Source organism: Vibrio lamellibrachiae, assembly GCF_050337265.1.
In the GTDB taxonomy this organism is placed as follows: Bacteria; Pseudomonadota; Gammaproteobacteria; order Enterobacterales; family Vibrionaceae; genus Vibrio; species Vibrio kyushuensis.
On sequence record NZ_JAKJSU010000010.1, the window covers coordinates 171,193 to 192,140 of the forward strand.

Annotated in this window: 18 protein-coding genes; 6 read left to right on the top strand and 12 right to left on the bottom strand. The window is 43.9% G+C overall.

The window, feature by feature from the left end; all coding sequences use genetic code 11:
* Window positions 1-57: 57 nt before the first annotated feature.
* Window positions 58-954, bottom strand: coding sequence for a DNA-binding transcriptional regulator OxyR (oxyR, locus tag L4C54_RS17600; protein WP_428802694.1), 897 nt, complete (start codon window positions 952-954; stop codon window positions 58-60).
* A 208-nt stretch (window positions 955-1,162) separates the two neighbouring features.
* Here oxyR and L4C54_RS17605 point away from each other — a divergent pair, with 208 nt between their 5' ends.
* A complete protein-coding gene (locus L4C54_RS17605) occupies window positions 1,163-1,891 on the top strand; it encodes a glutathione peroxidase (protein ID WP_428802695.1) in 729 nt (242 codons plus the stop codon).
* A 197-nt stretch (window positions 1,892-2,088) separates the two neighbouring features.
* Window positions 2,089-3,561 (top strand): dihydrolipoyl dehydrogenase, encoded by a 1,473-nt coding sequence (locus L4C54_RS17610; protein ID WP_428809169.1) that lies wholly within the window; start codon window positions 2,089-2,091, stop codon window positions 3,559-3,561.
* A gap of 102 nt (window positions 3,562-3,663) precedes the next feature.
* Here the strand turns inward: L4C54_RS17610 and L4C54_RS17615 are convergent, their stop codons facing one another.
* Window positions 3,664-4,011 (bottom strand): RidA family protein, encoded by a 348-nt coding sequence (locus tag L4C54_RS17615; protein WP_428809170.1) that lies wholly within the window; start codon window positions 4,009-4,011, stop codon window positions 3,664-3,666.
* 66 nt (window positions 4,012-4,077) lie between these two features.
* Here L4C54_RS17615 and L4C54_RS17620 point away from each other — a divergent pair, with 66 nt between their 5' ends.
* Window positions 4,078-4,371 (top strand): DUF3624 domain-containing protein, encoded by a 294-nt coding sequence (locus L4C54_RS17620; RefSeq protein WP_428809171.1) that lies wholly within the window; start codon window positions 4,078-4,080, stop codon window positions 4,369-4,371.
* Window positions 4,372-4,444: 73 nt separating this feature from the next.
* On the opposite strand, the gene L4C54_RS17625 is transcribed toward L4C54_RS17620, so the two are convergent.
* The 5 genes from L4C54_RS17625 to argC form a co-directional block, all read right to left on the bottom strand.
* Complete coding sequence (locus L4C54_RS17625) at window positions 4,445-5,908, bottom strand: alkaline phosphatase family protein (RefSeq protein ID WP_428809172.1); 1,464 nt, start codon at window positions 5,906-5,908, stop codon at window positions 4,445-4,447.
* 327 nt (window positions 5,909-6,235) lie between these two features.
* Window positions 6,236-8,110, bottom strand: a complete 1,875-nt coding sequence (gene argH, locus L4C54_RS17630) for an argininosuccinate lyase (RefSeq protein WP_428802700.1) — start codon at window positions 8,108-8,110, stop codon at window positions 6,236-6,238.
* Between the two features lie 284 nt (window positions 8,111-8,394).
* The gene (locus L4C54_RS17635; protein ID WP_428809173.1) at window positions 8,395-9,615 is read right to left on the bottom strand and encodes an argininosuccinate synthase; all 1,221 of its coding nucleotides are present in this window, start codon (window positions 9,613-9,615) and stop codon (window positions 8,395-8,397) included.
* Window positions 9,616-9,768: 153 nt separating this feature from the next.
* Window positions 9,769-10,560, bottom strand: coding sequence for an acetylglutamate kinase (gene argB / locus L4C54_RS17640; protein WP_428809174.1), 792 nt, complete (start codon window positions 10,558-10,560; stop codon window positions 9,769-9,771).
* Between the two features lie 68 nt (window positions 10,561-10,628).
* Complete coding sequence (gene argC / locus L4C54_RS17645; RefSeq protein ID WP_428809265.1) at window positions 10,629-11,633, bottom strand: N-acetyl-gamma-glutamyl-phosphate reductase; 1,005 nt, start codon at window positions 11,631-11,633, stop codon at window positions 10,629-10,631.
* Between the two features lie 173 nt (window positions 11,634-11,806).
* Between argC and argE the strand changes: the two genes are divergently transcribed.
* From argE to L4C54_RS17660, 3 genes are all read left to right on the top strand, one after another.
* The gene (gene argE, locus L4C54_RS17650; RefSeq protein WP_428809175.1) at window positions 11,807-12,943 is read left to right on the top strand and encodes an acetylornithine deacetylase; all 1,137 of its coding nucleotides are present in this window, start codon (window positions 11,807-11,809) and stop codon (window positions 12,941-12,943) included.
* 258 nt (window positions 12,944-13,201) lie between these two features.
* The gene (gene ppc, locus L4C54_RS17655; RefSeq protein WP_428809176.1) at window positions 13,202-15,835 is read left to right on the top strand and encodes a phosphoenolpyruvate carboxylase; all 2,634 of its coding nucleotides are present in this window, start codon (window positions 13,202-13,204) and stop codon (window positions 15,833-15,835) included.
* 499 nt (window positions 15,836-16,334) lie between these two features.
* The gene (locus tag L4C54_RS17660; protein WP_428802705.1) at window positions 16,335-16,874 is read left to right on the top strand and encodes a PadR family transcriptional regulator; all 540 of its coding nucleotides are present in this window, start codon (window positions 16,335-16,337) and stop codon (window positions 16,872-16,874) included.
* A 121-nt stretch (window positions 16,875-16,995) separates the two neighbouring features.
* On the opposite strand, the gene cysE is transcribed toward L4C54_RS17660, so the two are convergent.
* The 5 genes from cysE to L4C54_RS17685 form a co-directional block, all read right to left on the bottom strand.
* Window positions 16,996-17,817 carry a serine O-acetyltransferase gene (gene cysE, locus L4C54_RS17665; RefSeq protein ID WP_428802886.1) on the bottom strand — a complete coding sequence of 274 codons (822 nt, stop codon included), beginning with the start codon at window positions 17,815-17,817 and terminating at the stop codon, window positions 16,996-16,998.
* A gap of 65 nt (window positions 17,818-17,882) precedes the next feature.
* Window positions 17,883-18,920 (bottom strand): NAD(P)H-dependent glycerol-3-phosphate dehydrogenase, encoded by a 1,038-nt coding sequence (gene gpsA / locus L4C54_RS17670; RefSeq protein ID WP_428809177.1) that lies wholly within the window; start codon window positions 18,918-18,920, stop codon window positions 17,883-17,885.
* Window positions 18,921-19,141: 221 nt separating this feature from the next.
* Window positions 19,142-19,621, bottom strand: a complete 480-nt coding sequence (gene secB, locus L4C54_RS17675) for a protein-export chaperone SecB (protein WP_428802707.1) — start codon at window positions 19,619-19,621, stop codon at window positions 19,142-19,144.
* Window positions 19,622-19,793: 172 nt separating this feature from the next.
* A complete protein-coding gene (locus L4C54_RS17680) occupies window positions 19,794-20,228 on the bottom strand; it encodes a rhodanese-like domain-containing protein (protein ID WP_428802708.1) in 435 nt (144 codons plus the stop codon).
* An 83-nt stretch (window positions 20,229-20,311) separates the two neighbouring features.
* Complete coding sequence (locus tag L4C54_RS17685) at window positions 20,312-20,845, bottom strand: hypothetical protein (RefSeq protein ID WP_428809178.1); 534 nt, start codon at window positions 20,843-20,845, stop codon at window positions 20,312-20,314.
* Window positions 20,846-20,948: the final 103 nt, after the last annotated feature.

A 20,948-nucleotide genomic window follows, 5' to 3' on the forward strand; every position in this document is an offset into this window, starting at 1 on the left:
TATGATAGCCAACCCTTTTTCTTTTCTCTGCTTTAACTGCATCTATAAAGCGTAAATCTATACCGATTCAGCCTGCAAAATCTCATTAATGGTTTTTCCAAGCAGCTCAAAGCGAGCACGTAATGGTGAGCCAGCACGATAAGCCAATACTATTTTGCGTGAAGGCTGTGGGTCCATTTTTTTCACGTAACACACGCCGTCCTTAGTTGACTCTTTTGGTACGGAAAGCTCCGGCAGTAACGTAATCCCCCCACCGGCTGCGACCATATTTCGTAGTGTCTCTAAACTTGTCGCTTTAAAGCGCTTATCTTCTTTTGCACCCGCGGCAAAACAGTAACCCAATGCTTGGTCACGCAAACAGTGACCATCTCCGAGCATCAAAACAGTACGCCCGTTAAGCTCTTCCACATTAAGAAACTCTAATCCTGCCCACTCATGATCACAAGGCACAGCCAGAGCAAGTGACTCCTCATAGAGTTCAATCTCTTTAAACGGTGCGGTTTCTGCTACCGAAGCCAAGACCAAACAATCGAGCTTTCCGTCTTGAAGCTTTCTTACTAAGTCATGGGTTTGAGATTCATGAAGAAACATCTCTAATTCAGGGTAAGTGGATTTAAGCTGCGGGATGATCTTTGGCAATATGTATGGACCAACAGTTGGAATAAAACCAATTTGCATCGGGCCTACCATTTCACCGCTTTGACCGCTCGCCATATCTTTGAACCGTTTCACCTCACCAAGGATGACTTTGGCTTGTTCAACAAGCTGTAATCCAGAGTCAGTAAACAAGACCTTACGGCTATTACGCTCTAACAATGCGCTACCAATTTCATCTTCTAATTTGCGTATTTGCCCACTTAACGTAGGTTGGCTAACAAAGCACGACTCTGCAGCTTTGCGAAAGTGCTGATGCTCAGCCAGTGCTACCAAGTACTCTAAATCACGAATGTTCATATCTGCTCTACTCAATATCAACTAATTAAGGTCGATTGACCTCAATGGTCTAATTAACCTAATAGAAAATTCCTATCGAAACGATAGCACCAAACGATTATCCCTATCAAAGGAAATTATCAATAATAGCTTCAACAAAACGGAGCACAGCAAAACGCTGATTAAGACTTCAAACTAATTCAGCAATATTTAAAGATAGGAAATGATTATGTTTACATCTAAAGAAGGCCAAAACGTACCACAAGTTACTTTTCCAACTCGTCAAGGTGATGCTTGGGTAAACGTAACAACTGAAGAACTTTTTAAAGGCAAAACAGTTATCGTATTTAGCTTGCCAGGTGCATTCACACCAACATGTTCTTCAAGCCACCTTCCACGCTACAACGAACTGTTCCCTGTATTCCAAGAGCACGGTGTCGATGAGATTTTATGTGTATCAGTGAACGATACATTTGTAATGAACGCTTGGAAAAATGACCAAGAAGCGGACAACATTACTTTCATTCCAGATGGCAACACTGAGTTCACTGACGGCATGGGCATGCTAGTCGACAAAAATGACCTTGGCTTTGGCAAGCGTTCATGGCGCTACAGCATGTTAGTGAAAGATGGCGTAGTAGAAAAAATGTTCATCGAAGCTAACGAACCAGGCGACCCGTTCAAAGTTTCTGATGCGGACACAATGCTTGGCCATATTGCACCAGACTACAAAACACAAGAATCAATCACTGTCTTCACCAAGCCGGGCTGCCCATTCTGTGTGAAAGCGAAACAAACGCTAATCGACAAAGGTTTGAACTACGAAGAAGTGGTACTGGGTAAAGATGCAACAACAGTGAGCCTTCGCGCTGTAACGGGTAAAGCAACCGTTCCTCAAGTCTTCATCGGTGGTAAGCACATCGGTGGTAGCGAAGAGCTAGAGACTTACCTAGGTTAATTCCTCCTAACTCTTTGAAAAATAGTTACCTAGTGTATCGGGCACTAGGTAGCCACATCGAGATAACGAGCTATATCCAAGTGACTTTTAGGCTTATTTCGTCACATAAGGTCACTTCAATATAGAACTCGTCAATACAATAAATTTTCCTTTCGCCTTTAGTTAAAGGCATTAGAAACATAATTAGAGATGTCATTATGAAACAAATAAATGTAGATGTAGCTGTTATTGGTGGTGGTACTGCAGGTTTAGGCGCTTATCGAGCAGCAAAAGCAAATACAGCCAGTGTCGTGATGATTGAAGGTGGCCCATTTGGCACAACCTGCGCTCGTGTTGGTTGTATGCCTTCTAAGTTACTTATAGCGGCGGCTGAAAGTGTTCATCAAATTGAGAAAGCACCTGGATTTGGCGTTTACCCTCAAGGTGAAACCATCATAAACGGTCGTGAAGTGATGGACCGTGTTAAGCGTGAACGTGACCGCTTCGTTGGCTTTGTTGTTGAAGGTGTTGATGAAATTCCAGCGGAAGACAAAATTATTGGCTACGCAAAGTTCATCGATAACAATACTCTGATTGTTGATGACCATACGACGATTACCGCTAAGCGCATTGTTATTGCGACAGGCTCTCGCCCTGCTTACCCTGCGGTTTGGAACGAACTCGGCGATCGCTTAGTGATTAATGATGATGTCTTTGATTGGGATGACCTACCTGAAGCTGTTGCCGTATTTGGCCCTGGTGTTATCGGCCTAGAATTAGGTCAATCTCTTCATCGTTTAGGCGTTAAAGTGAAGCTGTTTGGTTTGGGTGGACAAGTTGGTCCAATTACCGATCCAGAAGTAATGGCTTACGCAGACAAAGCATTCAAAGAAGAGTTCTACCTTGATGCTGATGTGAAAATCGAAACTATGCGACGCGTACTCGATGCCAATGGCAACGCAACGGACAAAGTAGAAATCATGTTCATCAACCATGATGGTGAACTCGAAACCTTCATTGTTGATTACGTGTTAGCGGCGACTGGTCGTCGTCCAAACGTTGATAAACTCGCGCTTGAAACGACAAGTCTAGAGCTTGATGAGCGCGGCGTCCCAACAGCGGATTACTACACGCTGCAAACATCGGTCGAAAGCATCTTCATTGCCGGTGACGCTAGCAACCAAATTCCACTGCTTCATGAAGCCGCAGACCAAGCGCGAATCGCAGGTGATAATGCGGGTCGATTCCCTGATATTCGAGCAGGCCTACGTCGCTCAGTGATTTCAGCAGTATTCTCTGACCCACAAATAGCGATGGTCGGTGAAACTTATAAGCAGCTAGAGCAACGTCTTGGCACATGTGGATGTTTCGCAACGGGTGAAGTCTCTTTTGAAAATCAAGGTCGTTCACGTGTCATGCTACGTAACAAAGGGATTTTGCATGTCTACGGCGAACAAGGTACAGGACGCTTCCTTGGGGCTGAGATGATGGGACCTAATGCTGAACACTTAGCGCACCTACTAGCTTGGGCACACCAAAATAAGATGACAGTATCAGAAATGTTAGATATGCCCTTTTACCACCCAGTGATTGAAGAAGGTGTTCGTACTGCACTTCGTGATTTAAACGCGAAACTGCATTTAGGGCCGGAAATGGTTAAACATTGTCTAGACTGCGGACCAGGCTGTTAATTGCTTTATCCAATTAATGAACTCTAAATAACCTACTTTAAATAAAAAAAGCGAGCCTCTTAATCAGGAGCTCGCTTTTTACTTTTCGAAAGAAAGTAGAAATTACTTTTCAGCCGCAATCACAGAGATCTCAACCAATAACGCTTCACGAGCCATGTCGCCAGTGACACAAGCACGAGCAGGTGCATGACCTTCTGGAACCCAATGATCCCAAACCTCATTCATCTCTTTAAAGTCTTTCATATCTTTTAGGAAAATAGTCGCTGACAGCATGTGCTCTTTATCACTGCCCGCTTGCTCTAACAGTGCTTCCACTTTATCTAGCATAGTTTGAGTTTGCTCTTTAATGCCCTTTTCAGCATCAGCACAAACTTGACCACATAAATAGATCGTACCATTGTGTTTAACGATACGGCTCATGCGCTGCTTAGTTTCTAGACGTTCAATCATTTTGCTCACTTTCTTGTTTATTTGCGATATTCTATTGGCTTATATACTACCTAATAAGCAATCTTCATGACATGTAAAACGTGTGATAAGCCCGGTTGGTTTTGGAAAAAAATTGGTCGCTGTAAACGATGTATGGATCAGCTTACATCGCTGTCTGTTTTGTGTGGCGTGGTCTGGTGGTTCACCTGCCGAGAAACCCCCTTTAGCATCGAATCTATTGCACTAATCATGGCGGGCTTTGCTTTTAATGGCTTACTGTTCTTGCACCTATGGATGAAGTTTATTGTGATCCCCTACCAAGAGAATCAACTTAAAAAGAAACAGGATAAAAAAAACTCCAGCACTTCAGGCAAGCACTAGAGTTTTGTCCAACCGTTTACGGTTATTTAACTTTCTATAATTTAACTCTCGATAAGCAATAAACAGCCAATGCTTAACGGTTAAGCTTAAGCGCCTCATCAATCACATGGTAAATGTAGTGCTGTTCTACCACGCCTTGAAATAACCAAGCCTGCGGGCCACGAGCAAATATCGCGACGTCTTCACCAGAGTGTGTTTCTGAACTGAGCTTAACCAATGCTTGTTGCAAGTAATCTAGCTTCTTCACTTCTTCCGCTGTTGGGTTGTCACGCTCACCTTTTACCGCGCCCGGTCCATTACCGTAAGCAAGAGTCGTGTAGTTCTTACCAAAGTCATCTTGATTGAGCTTACCTTTCTGCTTAGACAACCCCAAGATTGGGTTGCCACGCTCTGCATAGCCATTTGAAATCAAAGTATGCGCATGGTCAGCGGTAACGATAATTAAAGTTTCTTGTGGATTGGTATTTTTCATCGCAAGACGAATTGCATCATCAAAAGCGACGGTATCTTCTAATGCTCTCGCCGCATTGCCATCATGGTGAGCATGATCAATTCGCCCCGCTTCGACCATCAGAATATAACCATTTTCATTGTTGGCTAAGATTTGAATCGCCTTATCGGTCATTTCAGCCAAAGAGGGTTCTTTGTCGTTTAGCTTACGATCCGACTCATACTGCATGTGGCTGCTTTCAAACAGGCCAAATGCACGCTCTTTACCTGTTAATTTGTCGAAACCTTTACGGTCATAGACATACTGGCCTTGTGGGTAGCGCTCTTGCCACTCTTCAATCAGGTTTCGATTATCTTTGCGCTTACCCTTTTGGCCTTCCGGATCAAGATGATCGACAGGTAGAAATTCGCGGCGACCACCACCAAAAGCAACTTGAAAACCATTGCCATAATCAAATTCAACAAACTGACTAGCAATATCTTTACAGCCATTATTCTTAGCAATGTTAGGCATCACAGCATCGTTTTCCCAGTTGCGGTCAGCACTGTGAGCAAAAGTCACCGCAGGCGTGGCGTGGGTTAAACGTGCGGTAGATACCACACCAAGAGATAGCCCTTTTTCTGCTGCTGACTGAAAGGCCGTTTTCACTTCATTACCTTTCATGCTGCTGCAAAATCCGCGCTGAACGTTATCATTCACGCTGATCACACCTGCTTTAGTTTTCACACCCGCAACCATGGCGGTTGCCGTTCCTGCAGAATCTGGGGTTTGCATATCGGTATTATAGGTTTTAGCGAGTGCAGTATGAGGTAGGTTCTCCATTGCGAGCGAGTACTCTTCCCCTTTCATACCTTTGTTTTGGCCCGCATAGATTCGAGCGGCAGTCATTGTGCCGACACTCATGCCATCACCAACAAACAAAATGACATTCTTTGCAGGTCCATTGATCGGTTGAAGTTCTTTTGCTGCAGCAATCGCACTGCGCCCTTGCGTGTACCAAGTGTCGCTCTGTTGAGGCAGCTGCGCCATTGTCACTGTTGATGCGACAAGTCCGCTTAGTGCTAAACCTAGTTGAAATCCTTTCACTACTTCTCTCCGATGGGATGAATGTCCGCAAACAAAGGTAGCCAAGCTATGTATCAGTTTAATGAATGTTTATTGAAACTTATTTGACGACACATCATCAGTAATAAGCATAGGGGATAAGAGAGTATGAACAGATAAAAAGAAAAAAGCCCCGCAGCCAATGTCGGTTGCGGGGCCTTCTTAGATTCTTCTAAGAAAAAGCAGTGGTACATATTAGGACTACCGCTTTTCTCATTAGTTCCTTTAAAAGAGGATCTTTTTTGATCTTTTTTTAAGTTTTATTTTTCGGCCTTTTATTCAATCGCTTACATAACGACCAAATACTCTTTAAGCAACATTAACTTTGGCAATGATCTGTTCAACCAAGTTCACTTCCAGCGCAACTTCATCACAAGCATGCTGACGAGGGCACTGATCGCAGTCCTTCAGCACTTTCTCAGGAAGCAGTGATTTAGATGTTGGAATAAAGCTGTGCTTCATAAAGAACTCAGGTGTACGAGTCAGGACGAATACTTTCTTAATCGCCATTTGACGCGCTTTCTCAACAAGGTGCTGAACAATAGCTGTACCTTGCCCCTGCCCCTGCCAACCAGCTTCGACACCGAGAGAACGAATTTCAGCTAAGCCAGAGTCATACACATAGAGTGATGCACAACCTGTCACTTCACCATGATGCTCAGCCACCGCAAACGAGCCAATATCACGCACCAGTTCATTACGTGAACGAGGTAGGTTCTCACCCATATTCGCCCAGTAAGCGACCATGCCTTCTAATGATTCGATATCAGTGAGACGCGCAGCACGTACTTTAACTGCAGATGTATCACGTTGAGCCAGACGTTTATTTGCCTGATCTACCGCGTAAGCAACTTGCTTCGGTGATACGCCACCCAATGCGCTACGTTTTTCTAAACAGGAATCTATGGTCAATATGTCATAAACATCATCTTCAATCACATCTGAGAACTCTTTGAGCTCAGCAATTGATAATTCTTCGAGCGCACAACCTTTGGCTATCGCTCCAACGACCGCCACACCCACAATATGGTGAGCTTCACGGAACGGGATATCTTTCGCCACTAGGTAATCAGCAAGTTCTGTTGAGTTTGCATAACCCTGTTTTGCCGCTTCTAGCGTACGCTCACCGTTGACTTTAATGCCTTCGAAACAAAGCGCTGCCATTTCCATACAATCATTCCAAGTATCGAGCGCATCAAACAGCCCTTCCTTGTCTTCTTGCATGTCTTTGTTGTAAGCCAATGGCAATGCTTTTACTGTCATCATCATCGCGGCTAATGAACCATATACACGGCCCGTTTTACCACGGATAAGTTCCAATGCATCTGGGTTTTTCTTTTGTGGCATCAATGAAGATCCTGATGTCACAGTATCGGCTAACTCGATGAAGTTTGACTCACCTGAGTTATAGAAAATCATGTCTTCTGCAAGACGAGAAAGGTGAAGCATTGAGATAGAAGCAATCGACATTAGCTCCATCACATGATCACGGTCAGATACAGAATCTAACGAGTTACGTGTTGCACGACGAAACCCAAGATTATGCGCCAACTCTTCACGATCCATTGGATACGCCGTTCCAGCTAGTGCACCTGAACCTAAAGGACAGGTATCAAGACGTTTAATCGCGTCACTCAAACGAGAGTAATCACGCTCTAACATCTCAACATAAGCCAAGCACCAGTGAGCGAACGTAACCGGTTGTGCACGTTGTAAGTGAGTGTAACCTGGTAAAACAGTCCCTTGGTGCTCTCTGGCAACCTCGACCATTTTAGCTTGAAGACGGTCAAGACCGATAAGTAACTGTTGACCTTGTTGACGACACCATAATTTTAAGTCTGTCGCCACTTGGTCATTACGTGAACGGCCAGTGTGTAACTTTTTACCTAAGTCACCAACTTTGCCAATCAGTTGTGTTTCAACCCATGAGTGAATATCTTCCGCATCAGAACGCAAAATCTGATGAGGGTCTTCCATCACTTCGAGTTTTAATTCATTGAGTGCTAGCTCAAGCTTCTGTTGCTCTTCTTCTTTGAGAACATCAACAGATTGCAGTGCTTTTGACCAAGCAATAGAACCAACAATGTCTTGCTCAGCCAATCGGTAATCAAAGCGAAGTGAATCGTTAAAGTCTTTGAACCTAGTGTCTGCCGCTTGGGTAAATCTACCGCCCCATAATGCCATTGTGTCTCTCCTAAATGCTCAGTATCTACTGCTTGTGCAACGATCAACTCTGATTAAATTCAGCTTCTCTTTTTGTATGATTCAAACTTACAGTAATTCAATATAAAAACAAGGTAAAAATGCACTTATTTCACATAATTATTCATATAATTTCAATTTAGATGCGGTTTAATATTTTGATACGTACCCACAGCCAATTAAAACACTGTGAAAAAGAAAAGCCCACTTGCAAAAACAAGTGGGCTTTCTTTATTCATTACGAGCTGAAGTCTATTTAAGCGAACCTATTTGGCTCTCTTCACTTCATTTAGCGCTCTGATTCTGCTTGATAGTGAGTAAAGACGGATAAAGCCTTCAGCGTGGCTTTGGTCGTAAACTTCATCTTCACCAAATGTCGCGAACTCTTCACAGTACAAGCTATTTGCAGAACGTTTTTGTGTCACAGTTGCGTGGCCTTTGTAAAGCTTGATAACCACTTCACCATTAACGTCTTGAGCTAACTCTTCTGTTGCTGCAAGAATAGACTTACAAAGAGGAGTGAACCAACGACCATCGTAGACTAGGTGTGAAGCTTTAACACCTAGCTCTTCACGGAATTCAAATGCCGCTTTATCAAGAACCAATTGCTCTACAGCTCGTAGCGCTTCCATCATGATGGTGCCACCCGGAGTTTCATAACAGCCACGAGACTTCATACCAACCAAACGGTTCTCTACGATATCGATACGCCCAACACCGTGCTTCGCACCTTTTTCATTGAGGTAAACCAATGCGTTGTATGGCGTCATCTCTTCACCATCAACAGCTACGACTTCACCTTTAACAACTTTCAGCGTCACTGACTCTGATTCGTTTGGCGCTTTCTCTGGGTCGACAGTCCAATCCCAGCAATCATCGTTTGGAGCATTCCATGTGTCTTCTAGAACACCACCCTCTGTTGAGATGTGCCATGCGTTTGCGTCACGAGAGTAGATTTTAGTCAGTGATGCACTACAAGGGATATTACGCTCAGCTAGGTAATCTAGGCACTCTTCACGGCTTACTAGATCCCATTCACGCCAAGGGGCAATCACATGTAGGTCTGGTGCGAGTGCAGCAAATGCACCTTCAAAACGAACTTGGTCGTTACCTTTACCAGTACAACCGTGACACAGTGCGTCAGCGCCAACTTTACGTGCTACTTCAACTTGCGCTTTAGCAATGATAGGACGCGCCATTGATGTTCCTAAAAGGTATTTACCTTCGTAGTAAGCACCAGTTTTAAGCGTTGGGTAGATGTAGTCAGCCACCATCTCTTCTTTCAGGTCAGCAATGTAACACTCAGAAGCACCTGATGCTTTTGCCTTTGCTTCAATACCTTCTAGCTCATGTGCGCCTTGACCTACATCAGCAACAAACGCAATCACTTCACAGTCATAATTCTCTTTTAGCCATGGGATGATTACTGAGGTATCTAGACCGCCAGAATATGCGACAACTACTTTTTTAACTTGAACTTTGCTCATTTTCTTTCTCCACATTCCTTGCGCTGCGCTTGGCGGTCAGTGCTAAGGTTTCCATTTAAAATTGTTTGTTTTTAATCTCACGCCTATGCGTAAAATCGTAATTCGTTTTTATCCACTAACGTCTATCAGGGCATCAGTTATTTAGGTAAGACGTTATTTAGGCAAAAAAAGTGTTCCTATGTTCTCACCTGCAAATAACTTGACTAATTTTTCAGGGTAACGCCAAGTCGCAACTTGGATTGAGCGACCTAAATCATTCGCAGCTTCTAGCGCTGCTTCTACCTTAACAATCATGCCATCAGTCACAACATGACCTTTAATTAAAGCATCGGCCTGCTGCTCAGTAAGGCTTTCAATTAAATGCCCTTTACCATCGAGTACACCACTAACATCAGAAAGTAGCACTAGCTCGGCATCAAGTGCCCCAGCAACTGCAACAGCGGCTTGGTCAGCGTTCACGTTCATTAGCTGGCCTTCCTTTGTCAGCCCGATAGAGCTAATGATTGGCAGTGCTCCGGTATTTAATATCGCCTGCAGTATAGTAGAGTCACCTGGAGTCGCTTTACCAACTGCACCAAGTGCAGGGTCTAGCTCTTCAATATGACACAATCCACCATCGGCAAGGCTCAAACCTACAGCTTTAAGACCATCTTTAATTGCTTGCCCTTGTAGCAATTTATTCGCAGTTCCAGCAAGAGCACCTGCAATCACAGGAATTTGATCGTAAGGCGTAACACGCAAACCGTTTTTCTTTACTGTTTCCAGATTCAGCTTACCCATTAAGTCATCCACCAGATAACCACCACCATGAACAATGACGATTTGTCGTCGAGCCTGCTGCTGATAAGTTTCAATGGCAGCAAATAGCTGACTTAGCGTATCACTGCACGATAATGCAGCTCCGCCTAACTTAATCACTAGTGGCATTGTTTGGTTTACTGTCATAGCTGTTCCTTACTGCGTCTGTCTTATCTAGTTAACATTTTATTTCAATGACTGGCGATACTTAATACTTAAAGCAAGGCCGTCAATTGATTAAATCCATAATGGATATTTAAGCACTGCATCGCTTGGCTTGAAGCGCCTTTAAGTAGGTTATCAATCGCAGAAACTACGATGATGTGCTCACCTTGGACCTTCCAACCTAAGTCGCAAAATGGGGTGAACTCTACGTTCTGTATTCTTGGCATTTGTTCATCAAGCAAACGAACCGCAGGCTTGCCTTCATAGGCTATGGCAAAAGCTTTATTAACCTGCTCTGCCGTTACACCCGGTGCGAGCTTCATTGTAATCGTCGCCAAAATGCCACGTTTGAAATTACCTAAATGCGGAGTGAATATGACATCACGGCCTAAGTGACTCGCGATCTCAGGTTGATGACGATGAGCAAAAACACCATAAGGCTGAAGGCTCACTTCACAAAAACTGTTCACCATAGAAGCTTTACGGCCCGCGCCCGTCACACCACTAGTTGCATTGATCACTGGCCATTGATTAAGGTCGAGTAATCCCGACTCTACTAAAGGTTTAATCGCTAACTGTGATGCCGTTGGGTAACACCCAGCGACCGCAACTAACTGAGCTTGCTTAATCGCGTCTTCATTCCACTCCGCCAAGCCATAAGCCGCATTGTCTAGCCACGCTGCGTGCTGATGTTCAAAGCCATAATACTGCTGATAGAAACCTTCACCTTTCACTCTGAATGCACCAGAAAGGTCAAACACTTGGCAGCCATTCTCTAAAAAGACTGGCGCTAAGTCGTGACTCACTTCGTGTGCTGTCGCGAGAAAAACCACATCACACTCTGCCGCTGCTTTCTGTACATCAACCAAAGGTTGAACAGGCATGTCGACTACACCTGCTAGCTTGCCATGGAGTTCGCCGATATTCTTTCCTGCATCGACGCTGTTGGCGGAAACGTATAAACCTGATAGCGTAAGCTGTGGGTGTTTTTGCACCATCACAGCCAATTCAGCTCCGGTATAACCGCTAGCGCCAATAATTGTGGTTTTTAGTATTTCAGCGTGTGACATCTACAACTTCCAAGTTCAGGCTCAAGTTCATACTTAAAGCAAAATTGACTATTAATTTTAAAAAAACCGCTTAAATTGATTTTTTATTCATAAATAATGATTTAATATGTGTTTTACCCTCTTAACGTATTTCTGTCAACAGTAGAAGTGAAGATAATATGCAATTACCCAGTTTCCTTGAGGTCTATGAAGGTCTTATTTCAACCTCTTCAATCAGTTCAACCGACCCAAGTTGGGATGAAGGCAATAGTCAGGTAATCGAAAAGCTCGGCACCTGGTTAAAAGACATCGGCTTTGAAGTCTCGATCACCGAAGTCGAAAAAGGAAAGCACAACCTGATTGCCAAAAAAGGCACGGGTGAAGGTGGACTATTACTCGCTGGACACAGTGATACCGTACCCTTTGATGATGGACGTTGGAGCTTTGAACCGCATGCATTAACTCAGGCTAACAATCGCTTTTACGGTTTAGGTACTGCAGATATGAAGGGCTTCTTTGCTTTTATCATTGAAGCGGTAAAGAAAGTCGATTGGAGTAAGCAAACCAAGCCACTGTATATTTTGGCAACCTGTGATGAAGAGACCACCATGCTTGGTGCGCGTCACTTTACTGAGAGTGCCCCTTTTAAACCTGACTACTGCATCATTGGTGAGCCGACGAGCTTAGTGCCAGTTAGAGGCCATAAAGGACACGTCGCTAACGCGGTGCGAATTACAGGTAAATCAGGTCACTCATCCGATCCTGCCCTTGGTGTCAACGCTATTGAGATCATGCATGAAGTGATGTTTGCACTGATGCAGCTTCGCGACAAGCTAATCAAAGAATACCACCACCCGGGCTTTGCCATTCCAAGCCCAACACTTAATCTTGGTCACATTCATGGTGGCGATAGTGCAAACCGTATCTGTAGCTGCTGTGAGCTTCACTACGATGTGCGTCCACTTCCTGGCATCAGTCTTGATGGACTGGATAACATGCTGCGTTCATCACTAAAAGAAGTGGAGGCTAAGTGGCCTGGACGCGTAGAAGTCACGCCATTGCACGAACCGATTCCTGGATATGAATGCCAACATGACCATCCATTTATTGCGGGCGTAGAGTCCATTTGTGAAACTCCATCAGAAACGGTGAACTACTGCACCGAAGCGCCTTTCTTACAGGAGCTATGCCCAACATTAGTTTTAGGCCCAGGTTCGATTGATCAAGCGCATCAACCTGATGAATTCTTAGCTTTCGAATTTATCGATCCAACCATCAATATTCTTTCTAAGGCCATGTATAAGTACTGTTTTTAACCCTAGATCAACATCCTACACCTAGCCTTTAATAGAAAAAGCGTGCTGTTATCAAGTAACTAGCACGCATTCCCACCCTATTCCTGTAATAAAATTTCAGTAATTCATCAATCAAGTCGCACTTCTATTGATTTACATTCACTCACACAATAAATGCAAACTTATGCTTCAATGTTTGACTCTTACTAGCATTTTTCGCTAGATTGTCTACTAATGAAGGAACACTGGATGTAATTTTTTTACAAGGCAGGATGACAAATGAACGAAAAATACGCTGCACTCAAAAGTAACGTAAGCATGCTAGGCCGCTTGCTTGGCAACACCATTAAAGATGCACATGGTGACGTTATCTTAGAGAAAGTTGAGACTATTCGTAAGCTTTCTAAATCAGCAAGTGCAGGCAATAAAGCCGACCGCGAAACTCTGATTGAAGAGATTAAGAGCTTACCTGATGAACAGCTTAAGCCGGTTGCACGCGCATTTAACCAATTCCTAAATTTGACCAATATGGCCGAGCAATACCATACCATTTCACGCCACTGTGAAGAGCATGTATGTGAGCCAGACGCCATTAGTAGTCTGTTTTCCAAGCTTAGTAAAAATGACATCAGTAAATTAGATACTGCTCAAGCGGTTCGTGACCTGAATATTGAGCTGGTACTGACTGCTCACCCTACCGAGATCACCCGTCGTACGATGATCAACAAGTTGGTTAAAACCAACGAGTGCTTGTCTAAATTAGAGCTTAGTGATCTTTCTTACAAAGAACGCCAAAAGACAGAGCGTCGCTTAGAGCAACTTATTGCTCAAGGTTGGCACTCGGATGTCATGCGTAAGCAGCGCCCAACGCCAATCGATGAGGCGAAATGGGGTTTTGCGGTTGTAGAAAATTCATTATGGGAAGGTGTACCAGAGTTCCTACGTGAGCTTGATGAGCGCCTTGAGAGCTACATTGGTGAAGGTTTGCCAATTGATGCACGCCCTGTTCACTTCTCATCATGGATGGGTGGCGATCGCGATGGTAACCCATTTGTGACGCACACAATCACTCGTGAAGTAATGCTACTTTCTCGCTGGAAAGCCGCTGATCTATACTTAGGCGACATCAACGAGCTCGTTTCTGAACTATCGATGACTCAGTGCAACGATGCCGTTCGTGAACTGGCTGGCGATGATCAACACGAACCTTACCGCGCCGTTTTAAAAGGGCTTCGTTCACTACTGAACGAAACACTAGAAATTCTTGATGCCAAAGTAAACGGTCAAAAGCTTGCGGTTAAAGCACCACTGCAACATATCGACCAATTATGGACACCTCTTTACGCTTGTTACCAATCACTGCATGAATGTGGCATGGGCGTTATTGCTGACGGCTCATTACTCGATACCTTGCGTCGTATTAAAGCGTTTGGTGTTCACCTTGTTCGTTTGGATATCCGTCAAGAGAGCACGCGTCACTCTGATGTTCTCTCTGAGCTTACTCGATACCTTGGTATTGGTGACTATGACCAGTGGAGTGAGCAAGACAAAATTGCTTTCTTAACGAACGAACTAAGCTCTAAACGCCCACTCTTACCGCGTGATTGGGAGCCTTCAGCACCAGTTAAAGAAGTTTTAGACACCTGTAAGATTGTGGCAACTCAACCACGCGAAGCGTTTGGCGCTTATGTAATTTCAATGGCACGTACGGCATCTGATGTATTGGCTGTTCACTTACTACTTCAAGAGTCAGGCTGTCCGTACCGTATGGATGTCTGCCCACTATTTGAAACGCTTGACGATTTAAACAATGCGGAAGCGGTTATTAAGCAGTTGATGGACATCGACCTTTATCGCGGCTTTATCCAAAATCACCAAATGGTGATGATTGGTTACTCTGACTCAGCCAAAGATGCCGGTGTTATGGCTGCGGGTTGGGCTCAATACAGCGCGATGGACGCACTGGTTAAGGTTTGTGATGCAGAAAGCATTGAACTGACCTTGTTCCATGGCCGTGGCGGTACCGTTGGTCGTGGTGGTGCACCTGCGCACGCTGCACTGCTATCTCAACCACCAAAAAGCTTGAAAGGTGGTCTGCGTGTTACTGAACAAGGCGAGATGATTCGCTTTAAGCTTGGTTTGCCTGAAGTTGCGGTGAATAGCTTTAACATGTACGCGAGTGCTATTTTAGAAGCGAACCTTCTTCCGCCTCCTGAGCCTAAGCAAGATTGGCGCGATCTTATGGATGTGCTGTCTGAGGTTTCGTGTGAGTCTTACCGTAATGTCGTGCAAGGCGAAGCAGATTTTGTTCCTTACTTCCGCCAAGCAACGCCTGAGCTAGAACTAGGCAAACTGCCACTCGGTTCTCGCCCGTCAAAGCGTAACCCTAACGGTGGTGTTGAAAGTCTACGTGCTATTCCATGGATCTTCTCATGGAGCCAAAACCGTTTGGTACTGCCAGCATGGTTAGGCGCTGGTGAAGCAATTCAATACTCAATCGATAAAGGGCATCAAGAACTGCTAGAAACAATGTGTCGCGAGTGGCCATTCTTCTCGACTCGTCTTGGTATGCTTGAGATGGTTTACTCAAAATGTAATATCGATATTTCACGTTACTACGATGAGCGTCTTGCTGATCCTGCACTGATCCCATTAGGTGACCGCCTCAGAGATCAACTGCAAAAAGACATCAAAGCGGTACTGAATGTGGAAAACAACGAGAACCTAATGCAGAGCGACCCTTGGGGCCTTGAATCTATTCGTTTACGTAGCATCTACGTTGAGCCATTGAATATGTTACAAGCTGAATTGCTCTACCGTACTCGTCAAACAGACACGCCAGCGATTGAGCTTGAAGAAGCATTAATGGTGACCATTGCCGGAATAGCCGCAGGTATGCGAAATACAGGTTAGATGAGCAATATGCACTTTCTTGATCTACCTTGTAGTTCTATGAAATAAGCTCTAAAATCTATGAAACAAAGAAAATGCAGCACAATTAGCGTGCTGCATTTCTATTTTTATCTTCTATTAATCCTATCAAATATCAAAAACAACACTAGAAAAGGCACAAAACGACCCATTATTGCAGATTAATATTCCATTTTTGCAACGTTATTGAGTTAATTATCAGTTTTTATTGTAAACCCCGCCTTCTATTCCACTTTATGCTTATATTTAGATATACTACTGCACCACTGCGATAGCACACATATACTAAATATCTCGCAGTCATAATAACAACTCAATATCAGCTCGACTCCGGCTAGGTGATAAACGGCTTTTAAAAGGTGACATAACCAACACGATAAAGTTGGTGTTGTTTGAACATAGAAATAATAAGTGCCATGAAGCACAACCAATGTTTGAACATCGTTATTTTGTAGTTTATTGACCTATTTGGATTAAAGACATGTCATTACCACACGTAATCCTCACTGTACTTAGTACACGCAACGCAACTGGATACGATATCACGAAAGAGTTTTCCGCTAGCATTGGCTATTTTTGGAAAGCTAGCCACCAACAAGTGTATCGTGAACTCAATAAAATGGCTCAAAATGAGCTCGTTACCTGTGTTCTTGAACCTCAAGAAGGCAAGCCTGATCGCAAAGTTTACTCCATCACAGACGCTGGCCGTGGCGCATTAGGTGAATGGTTTGATCAACCGACTGCACACCCAACCGTTAGAGATGAATTTTCAGCGAAGCTAATGGCATGCGCAGTGCAAGATTCGGCGCCTTACCACACTCAACTGCATGAGCTAGTGGCTGAATCTCATAAGCTTGTTGCTCACTATCAAGAAATTGAAGCGGCGTATTACGCAACGCCATCAACGCTTGATAAACAGCAACGTCTAGAACGCCTAACACTTCGTCGTAACCTGTTACTTCGTCAAGCTTGGTTAGTCTGGGCTGAAGAAGTGCTGGTTGAACTTGGTGCTATCGGATAGTTCGAAATAGGTTAATTCGAATTAAAGAAAAAGGACGATGCTTTCACATCGTCCTTTAAGATTTGTCTAACTTGAATATCGTACTTATCGCTTTATATTTAGCTAAAGCTTACTAATAAGTTTAAATCCCATCACCACCAATAAAGCTCTGAGATTTACCATTAAACTGCTGATCCATATCCAGTGATGGTTTATCCGTTTTAGGGCGACCCACTATTTTTGCAGGTACACCTGCAACCGTGGTATGAGCTGGTACCGCTTGTAGCACGACTGAACACGAGCCGATCTTCGCACCTTCACCAACTTCAATATTACCCAGTATTTTCGCGCCTGCGCCAATCATCACGCCTTCGCGAATCTTAGGGTGACGATCTCCGCACTCTTTACCCGTACCGCCAAGAGTTACGTCTTGCAAAATAGAAACATCATCTTCAACAATCGCGGTTTCACCAATCACAATACCCGTTGCGTGATCGAGCATGATGCCACGACCAATTTTAGCCGCAGGGTGAATATCCACTTGGCAGGCAACAGAGATTTGGTTTTGAAGATAGGTGGCCAGTGCAACACGCCCCTGCTTCCACAGCCAATTAGCGACACGATAGCCTTGCAGTGCGTGATAACCTTTCAAATACAGTAATGGCAATGAGTACATAGCTACAGCAGGGTCACGAGTAACCGTCGCGCAGATATCACACGCCGCAGCACGGCTGATCTCGGGATCGGCAGCAAAGGCTTGTTCTACCACTTCACGCACAGCCATCGCTGGCATTGATGGAGTTTTTAATTTATTCGCAAGAATATAGCTCAGCGCAGCGGCTAAGCTATCGTGATTAATGATGGTGGCATGATAAAAGCTCGCCAGCATTGGTTCTTGTTCAGACTGTTCACGGGCTTCACGCGTGATCGCCTTCCATACTTTATTTTTTTCACAATGCTTCATCATTAATCCCTTTCCAAACTCACCTAAGCGCTTCTATGTAACAGGCGCTGCATGCAAGGTGACTCTTACTTCCCTTCTGACTTCTTATCACGAGCAAGTAAATCTTGCGCCGCTAAACGTGTATCCTTTCCTTGATACAGTACTTGATAGATTTGGTCAACAATTGGCATCTCTACGCCCATACGATCAGCTAACATCCACACTTCTTTGGTGTTTCGGTAGCCTTCAACCACTTGACCGATCTCTACTTGAGCTTCTTCCACGCCTTTACCGCCACCAAGTGCTAAACCAAAGCGTCGGTTACGTGATTGGTTATCAGTACAAGTAAGAACTAAATCGCCAAGACCTGCCATACCCATAAAGGTTTCAGGTTGTGCGCCAAGCGCTGCGCCTAAACGTGTCATTTCAGCAAGACCACGGGTAATTAATGCAGTACGAGCGTTTGCACCAAAGCCAATACCATCAGACATGCCAGCGCCAATCGCGATAACATTTTTAACCGCACCGCCAAGTTGCATGCCAGTAAAGTCGCTATTAGCATAAACACGGAAGGTCTTGCTACAGTGGATTTTTTCTTGAAGATCAGAGACAAACTGAGCATCTGGAGAAGCAACTGAAATCGCAGTTGGCATACCCATCGCAAGTTCTTTTGCAAAAGTAGGCCCTGATAACACAGCCAGAGAATAACCTTCGCCAAGCACTTCGTTAGCTACGTCTTTTAATAGACGGCCTGTTTCAGGTTCAAGCCCCTTAGTTGCCCAACAAATTCGAGTATCTTCATGTAGATGAGGCTTTAAGCTGCCAAGAACAATTCCAAACACATGGCTTGGCACGACAACAAGTAGGTCGCGACTGGCTTGGACGGCTTTCTCTATGTCTGATTCAACAATCAAGCTTTCAGGAAAGTCTATGCCCGGTAGGAATTCATGATTAGCACGATCAGCTTCTAATTGAGCCATGTGCTTAGGTTCATGTCCCCAAATTACAACGTTAGCGCCATTACGGGCCAGAGAAATAGCTAGCGAGGTGCCATAAGAACCTGCACCTATAACGGTCATCGCAATCTCTTTACCGTAAGCATTATTCACATTTGAGTCTGTCATTACTTTGCCTGATCACTTTTGTTTTACAAGAACGAGTTAATAAGAACTTGTTTATAGAGATGAGTTTATTGTCATTCTAAACAAAAAATGCACATCGCATCATTCTAATTTGATGCTTTGTGCATTTTCTTTAATACGCTAGTGATTAAACCCACGTATTGTTCACCTATCGCAACCTATTACTTAGCAAAGAAGCGCTTAGCAATGGCCTGCTTAGGTTATTATTTTGCTTCAGCTTCTGGAGACGCTTCGCCTTCTTTAGCTTGTTGCTGTAGGTAGTTCATGAACAATGCATCAAAGTTAACTGGTGCAAGGTTTAGTTGAGGGAACGTACCTTTAACAACTAGGCTAGAAATTGTTTCACGAGCGTATGGGAACAGGATGTTAGGGCAGAATGCACCTAGACAATGTGCTAGTTGACCCGCTTCCATGTTACCAGCAGTGAAAATACCACCTTGCTGAACTTCACAAAGGAAAGCTGTCTCTTCTGCGTTTTTAACCGTTACAGTTAAACGTAGAACAACTTCGTAAGTGCCTTCACCAAGCTCACGGCTTTGCGTATCTAGGTCAAGTTTCACATCTGGGTTCCACTCTTTTTGAAACATAACTGGAGAGTTAGGTGCTTCGAAAGAGATATCTTTTAGAAAGATACGTTGGATAGCGAAATCTTGCGCTTGTTCTTGTGGTGCTGCTTCAGCCATGTTGAAATCCTTTAAATTCGGGTAATAAATTCTGTCATTGAGACTAACCGAGAGATGTTACATTGCGTAATTAAATCCGCAGTTTCGTGGAAACTATCACATCTCTATATGATAAGTGCTGCCATTTTAGGCAACACATCATCAAGCTAGGCTTACTATCACTGGGTTGTGCTTATTTCTTACCACGAACGAGTGGTAAGTTTGCATCACTCCAACCAGCTAAACCATTCTTAAGAAGGTTTACATTTTCATAGCCAGCTTTTGCAAGTAGGTTAGCGCTCTCTGCTGCCGTTTGACCTGTCTTACATACCACAATGATTGGGTTAGATTTGTGCTTTTCAAGGTTGCTCAGGTTACCCTCTTTGATATCTGAAGGTAAAATGTGAACTGCGTCAGTAATGTGACCTTTTTTGAACTCATCTTTAGAGCGGATATCAACCACAACACCTTCTTCACGGTTCATAAGCAGAGTCACTTGAGACGCTGTGACCTCTTTATATGCAGCGGTTGCTGATTTTACGAAGCTCATGATTAAAGCGACAAAAAGACCGGCCCATACCAAAGATAGGATCATATTTTCTTGGAAAAAATCTATGTATTCTTGCATATCCTGCACTCTTACTGTTTTTGGCTTAAAATTCAGTCAGGAGTATAGCGAGGAAGCGTTGATGAGGCTAGTCAGGATAGACCTCAATTGCAACTAGACGTGAAGTCAACCAACTCAGCTCGACCATTTAATAGGAAGCCATGGTAATACGCTTCTACAATTTGATAATCGAGTTCAGGAGAAAAGTAATAGGTAATTCTGTCTGTGCCACTTTGCTTAACTGGAATCACTTCCATATGTCCCCATCTATCATACTCTTTTGATTGAAGCTCTAGCACTTCATACTGATACTGCTCAATACCGTCTGACGCTTGACGCACAAGTGAGAAGCTTTCTCTCTCGTCTAATAGATTCTGTCGTATCTGCATAGTAATCGTATCAATATCACGAAGATGCTCACCGATACTTTCGTAGCGATACTCTTTATTATTGAGTGTCACCAAAGATTGATGTGAGGAATCAGGGAAAGAGACTTGCATGTCTCGCTTACGAAAGCCTGTTACTTTTTGGTGAAACGATTGAGTCAGCCATTGACCTTCACTCAAGGACATTTCAGAGCTTTGGGTATACGATGATCCAATACCTAAAATACTTGCACGGCTGCTGCTTTTTGACATAACTTGACTGCCATTCCATTGCTGAGTTTGGTTCATGTCGCCGGTTTTGATACCAGTAAGGAATAGCTTGTAACTTAATAACTTAGAACAAGATAAAGGAGAA

What these genes read in the sequence shown, in the direction of transcription:
- oxyR (WP_428802694.1), bottom strand. Translation starts at nt 954, where the DNA reads ATGAACATTCGTGATTTAGAGTACTTGGTAGCACTGGCTGAGCATCAG.
- L4C54_RS17605 (WP_428802695.1), top strand. Translation starts at nt 1,163, where the DNA reads ATGTTTACATCTAAAGAAGGCCAAAACGTACCACAAGTTACTTTTCCA.
- L4C54_RS17610 (WP_428809169.1), top strand. Translation starts at nt 2,089, where the DNA reads ATGAAACAAATAAATGTAGATGTAGCTGTTATTGGTGGTGGTACTGCA.
- L4C54_RS17615 (WP_428809170.1), bottom strand. Translation starts at nt 4,011, where the DNA reads ATGATTGAACGTCTAGAAACTAAGCAGCGCATGAGCCGTATCGTTAAA.
- L4C54_RS17620 (WP_428809171.1), top strand. Translation starts at nt 4,078, where the DNA reads ATGACATGTAAAACGTGTGATAAGCCCGGTTGGTTTTGGAAAAAAATT.
- argH (WP_428802700.1), bottom strand. Translation starts at nt 8,110, where the DNA reads ATGGCATTATGGGGCGGTAGATTTACCCAAGCGGCAGACACTAGGTTC.
- L4C54_RS17635 (WP_428809173.1), bottom strand. Translation starts at nt 9,615, where the DNA reads ATGAGCAAAGTTCAAGTTAAAAAAGTAGTTGTCGCATATTCTGGCGGT.
- argB (WP_428809174.1), bottom strand. Translation starts at nt 10,560, where the DNA reads ATGACAGTAAACCAAACAATGCCACTAGTGATTAAGTTAGGCGGAGCT.
- argE (WP_428809175.1), top strand. Translation starts at nt 11,807, where the DNA reads ATGCAATTACCCAGTTTCCTTGAGGTCTATGAAGGTCTTATTTCAACC.
- ppc (WP_428809176.1), top strand. Translation starts at nt 13,202, where the DNA reads ATGAACGAAAAATACGCTGCACTCAAAAGTAACGTAAGCATGCTAGGC.
- L4C54_RS17660 (WP_428802705.1), top strand. Translation starts at nt 16,335, where the DNA reads ATGTCATTACCACACGTAATCCTCACTGTACTTAGTACACGCAACGCA.
- cysE (WP_428802886.1), bottom strand. Translation starts at nt 17,817, where the DNA reads ATGAAGCATTGTGAAAAAAATAAAGTATGGAAGGCGATCACGCGTGAA.
- gpsA (WP_428809177.1), bottom strand. Translation starts at nt 18,920, where the DNA reads ATGACAGACTCAAATGTGAATAATGCTTACGGTAAAGAGATTGCGATG.
- secB (WP_428802707.1), bottom strand. Translation starts at nt 19,621, where the DNA reads ATGGCTGAAGCAGCACCACAAGAACAAGCGCAAGATTTCGCTATCCAA.
- L4C54_RS17680 (WP_428802708.1), bottom strand. Translation starts at nt 20,228, where the DNA reads ATGCAAGAATACATAGATTTTTTCCAAGAAAATATGATCCTATCTTTG.
- L4C54_RS17685 (WP_428809178.1), bottom strand. Translation starts at nt 20,845, where the DNA reads ATGTCAAAAAGCAGCAGCCGTGCAAGTATTTTAGGTATTGGATCATCG.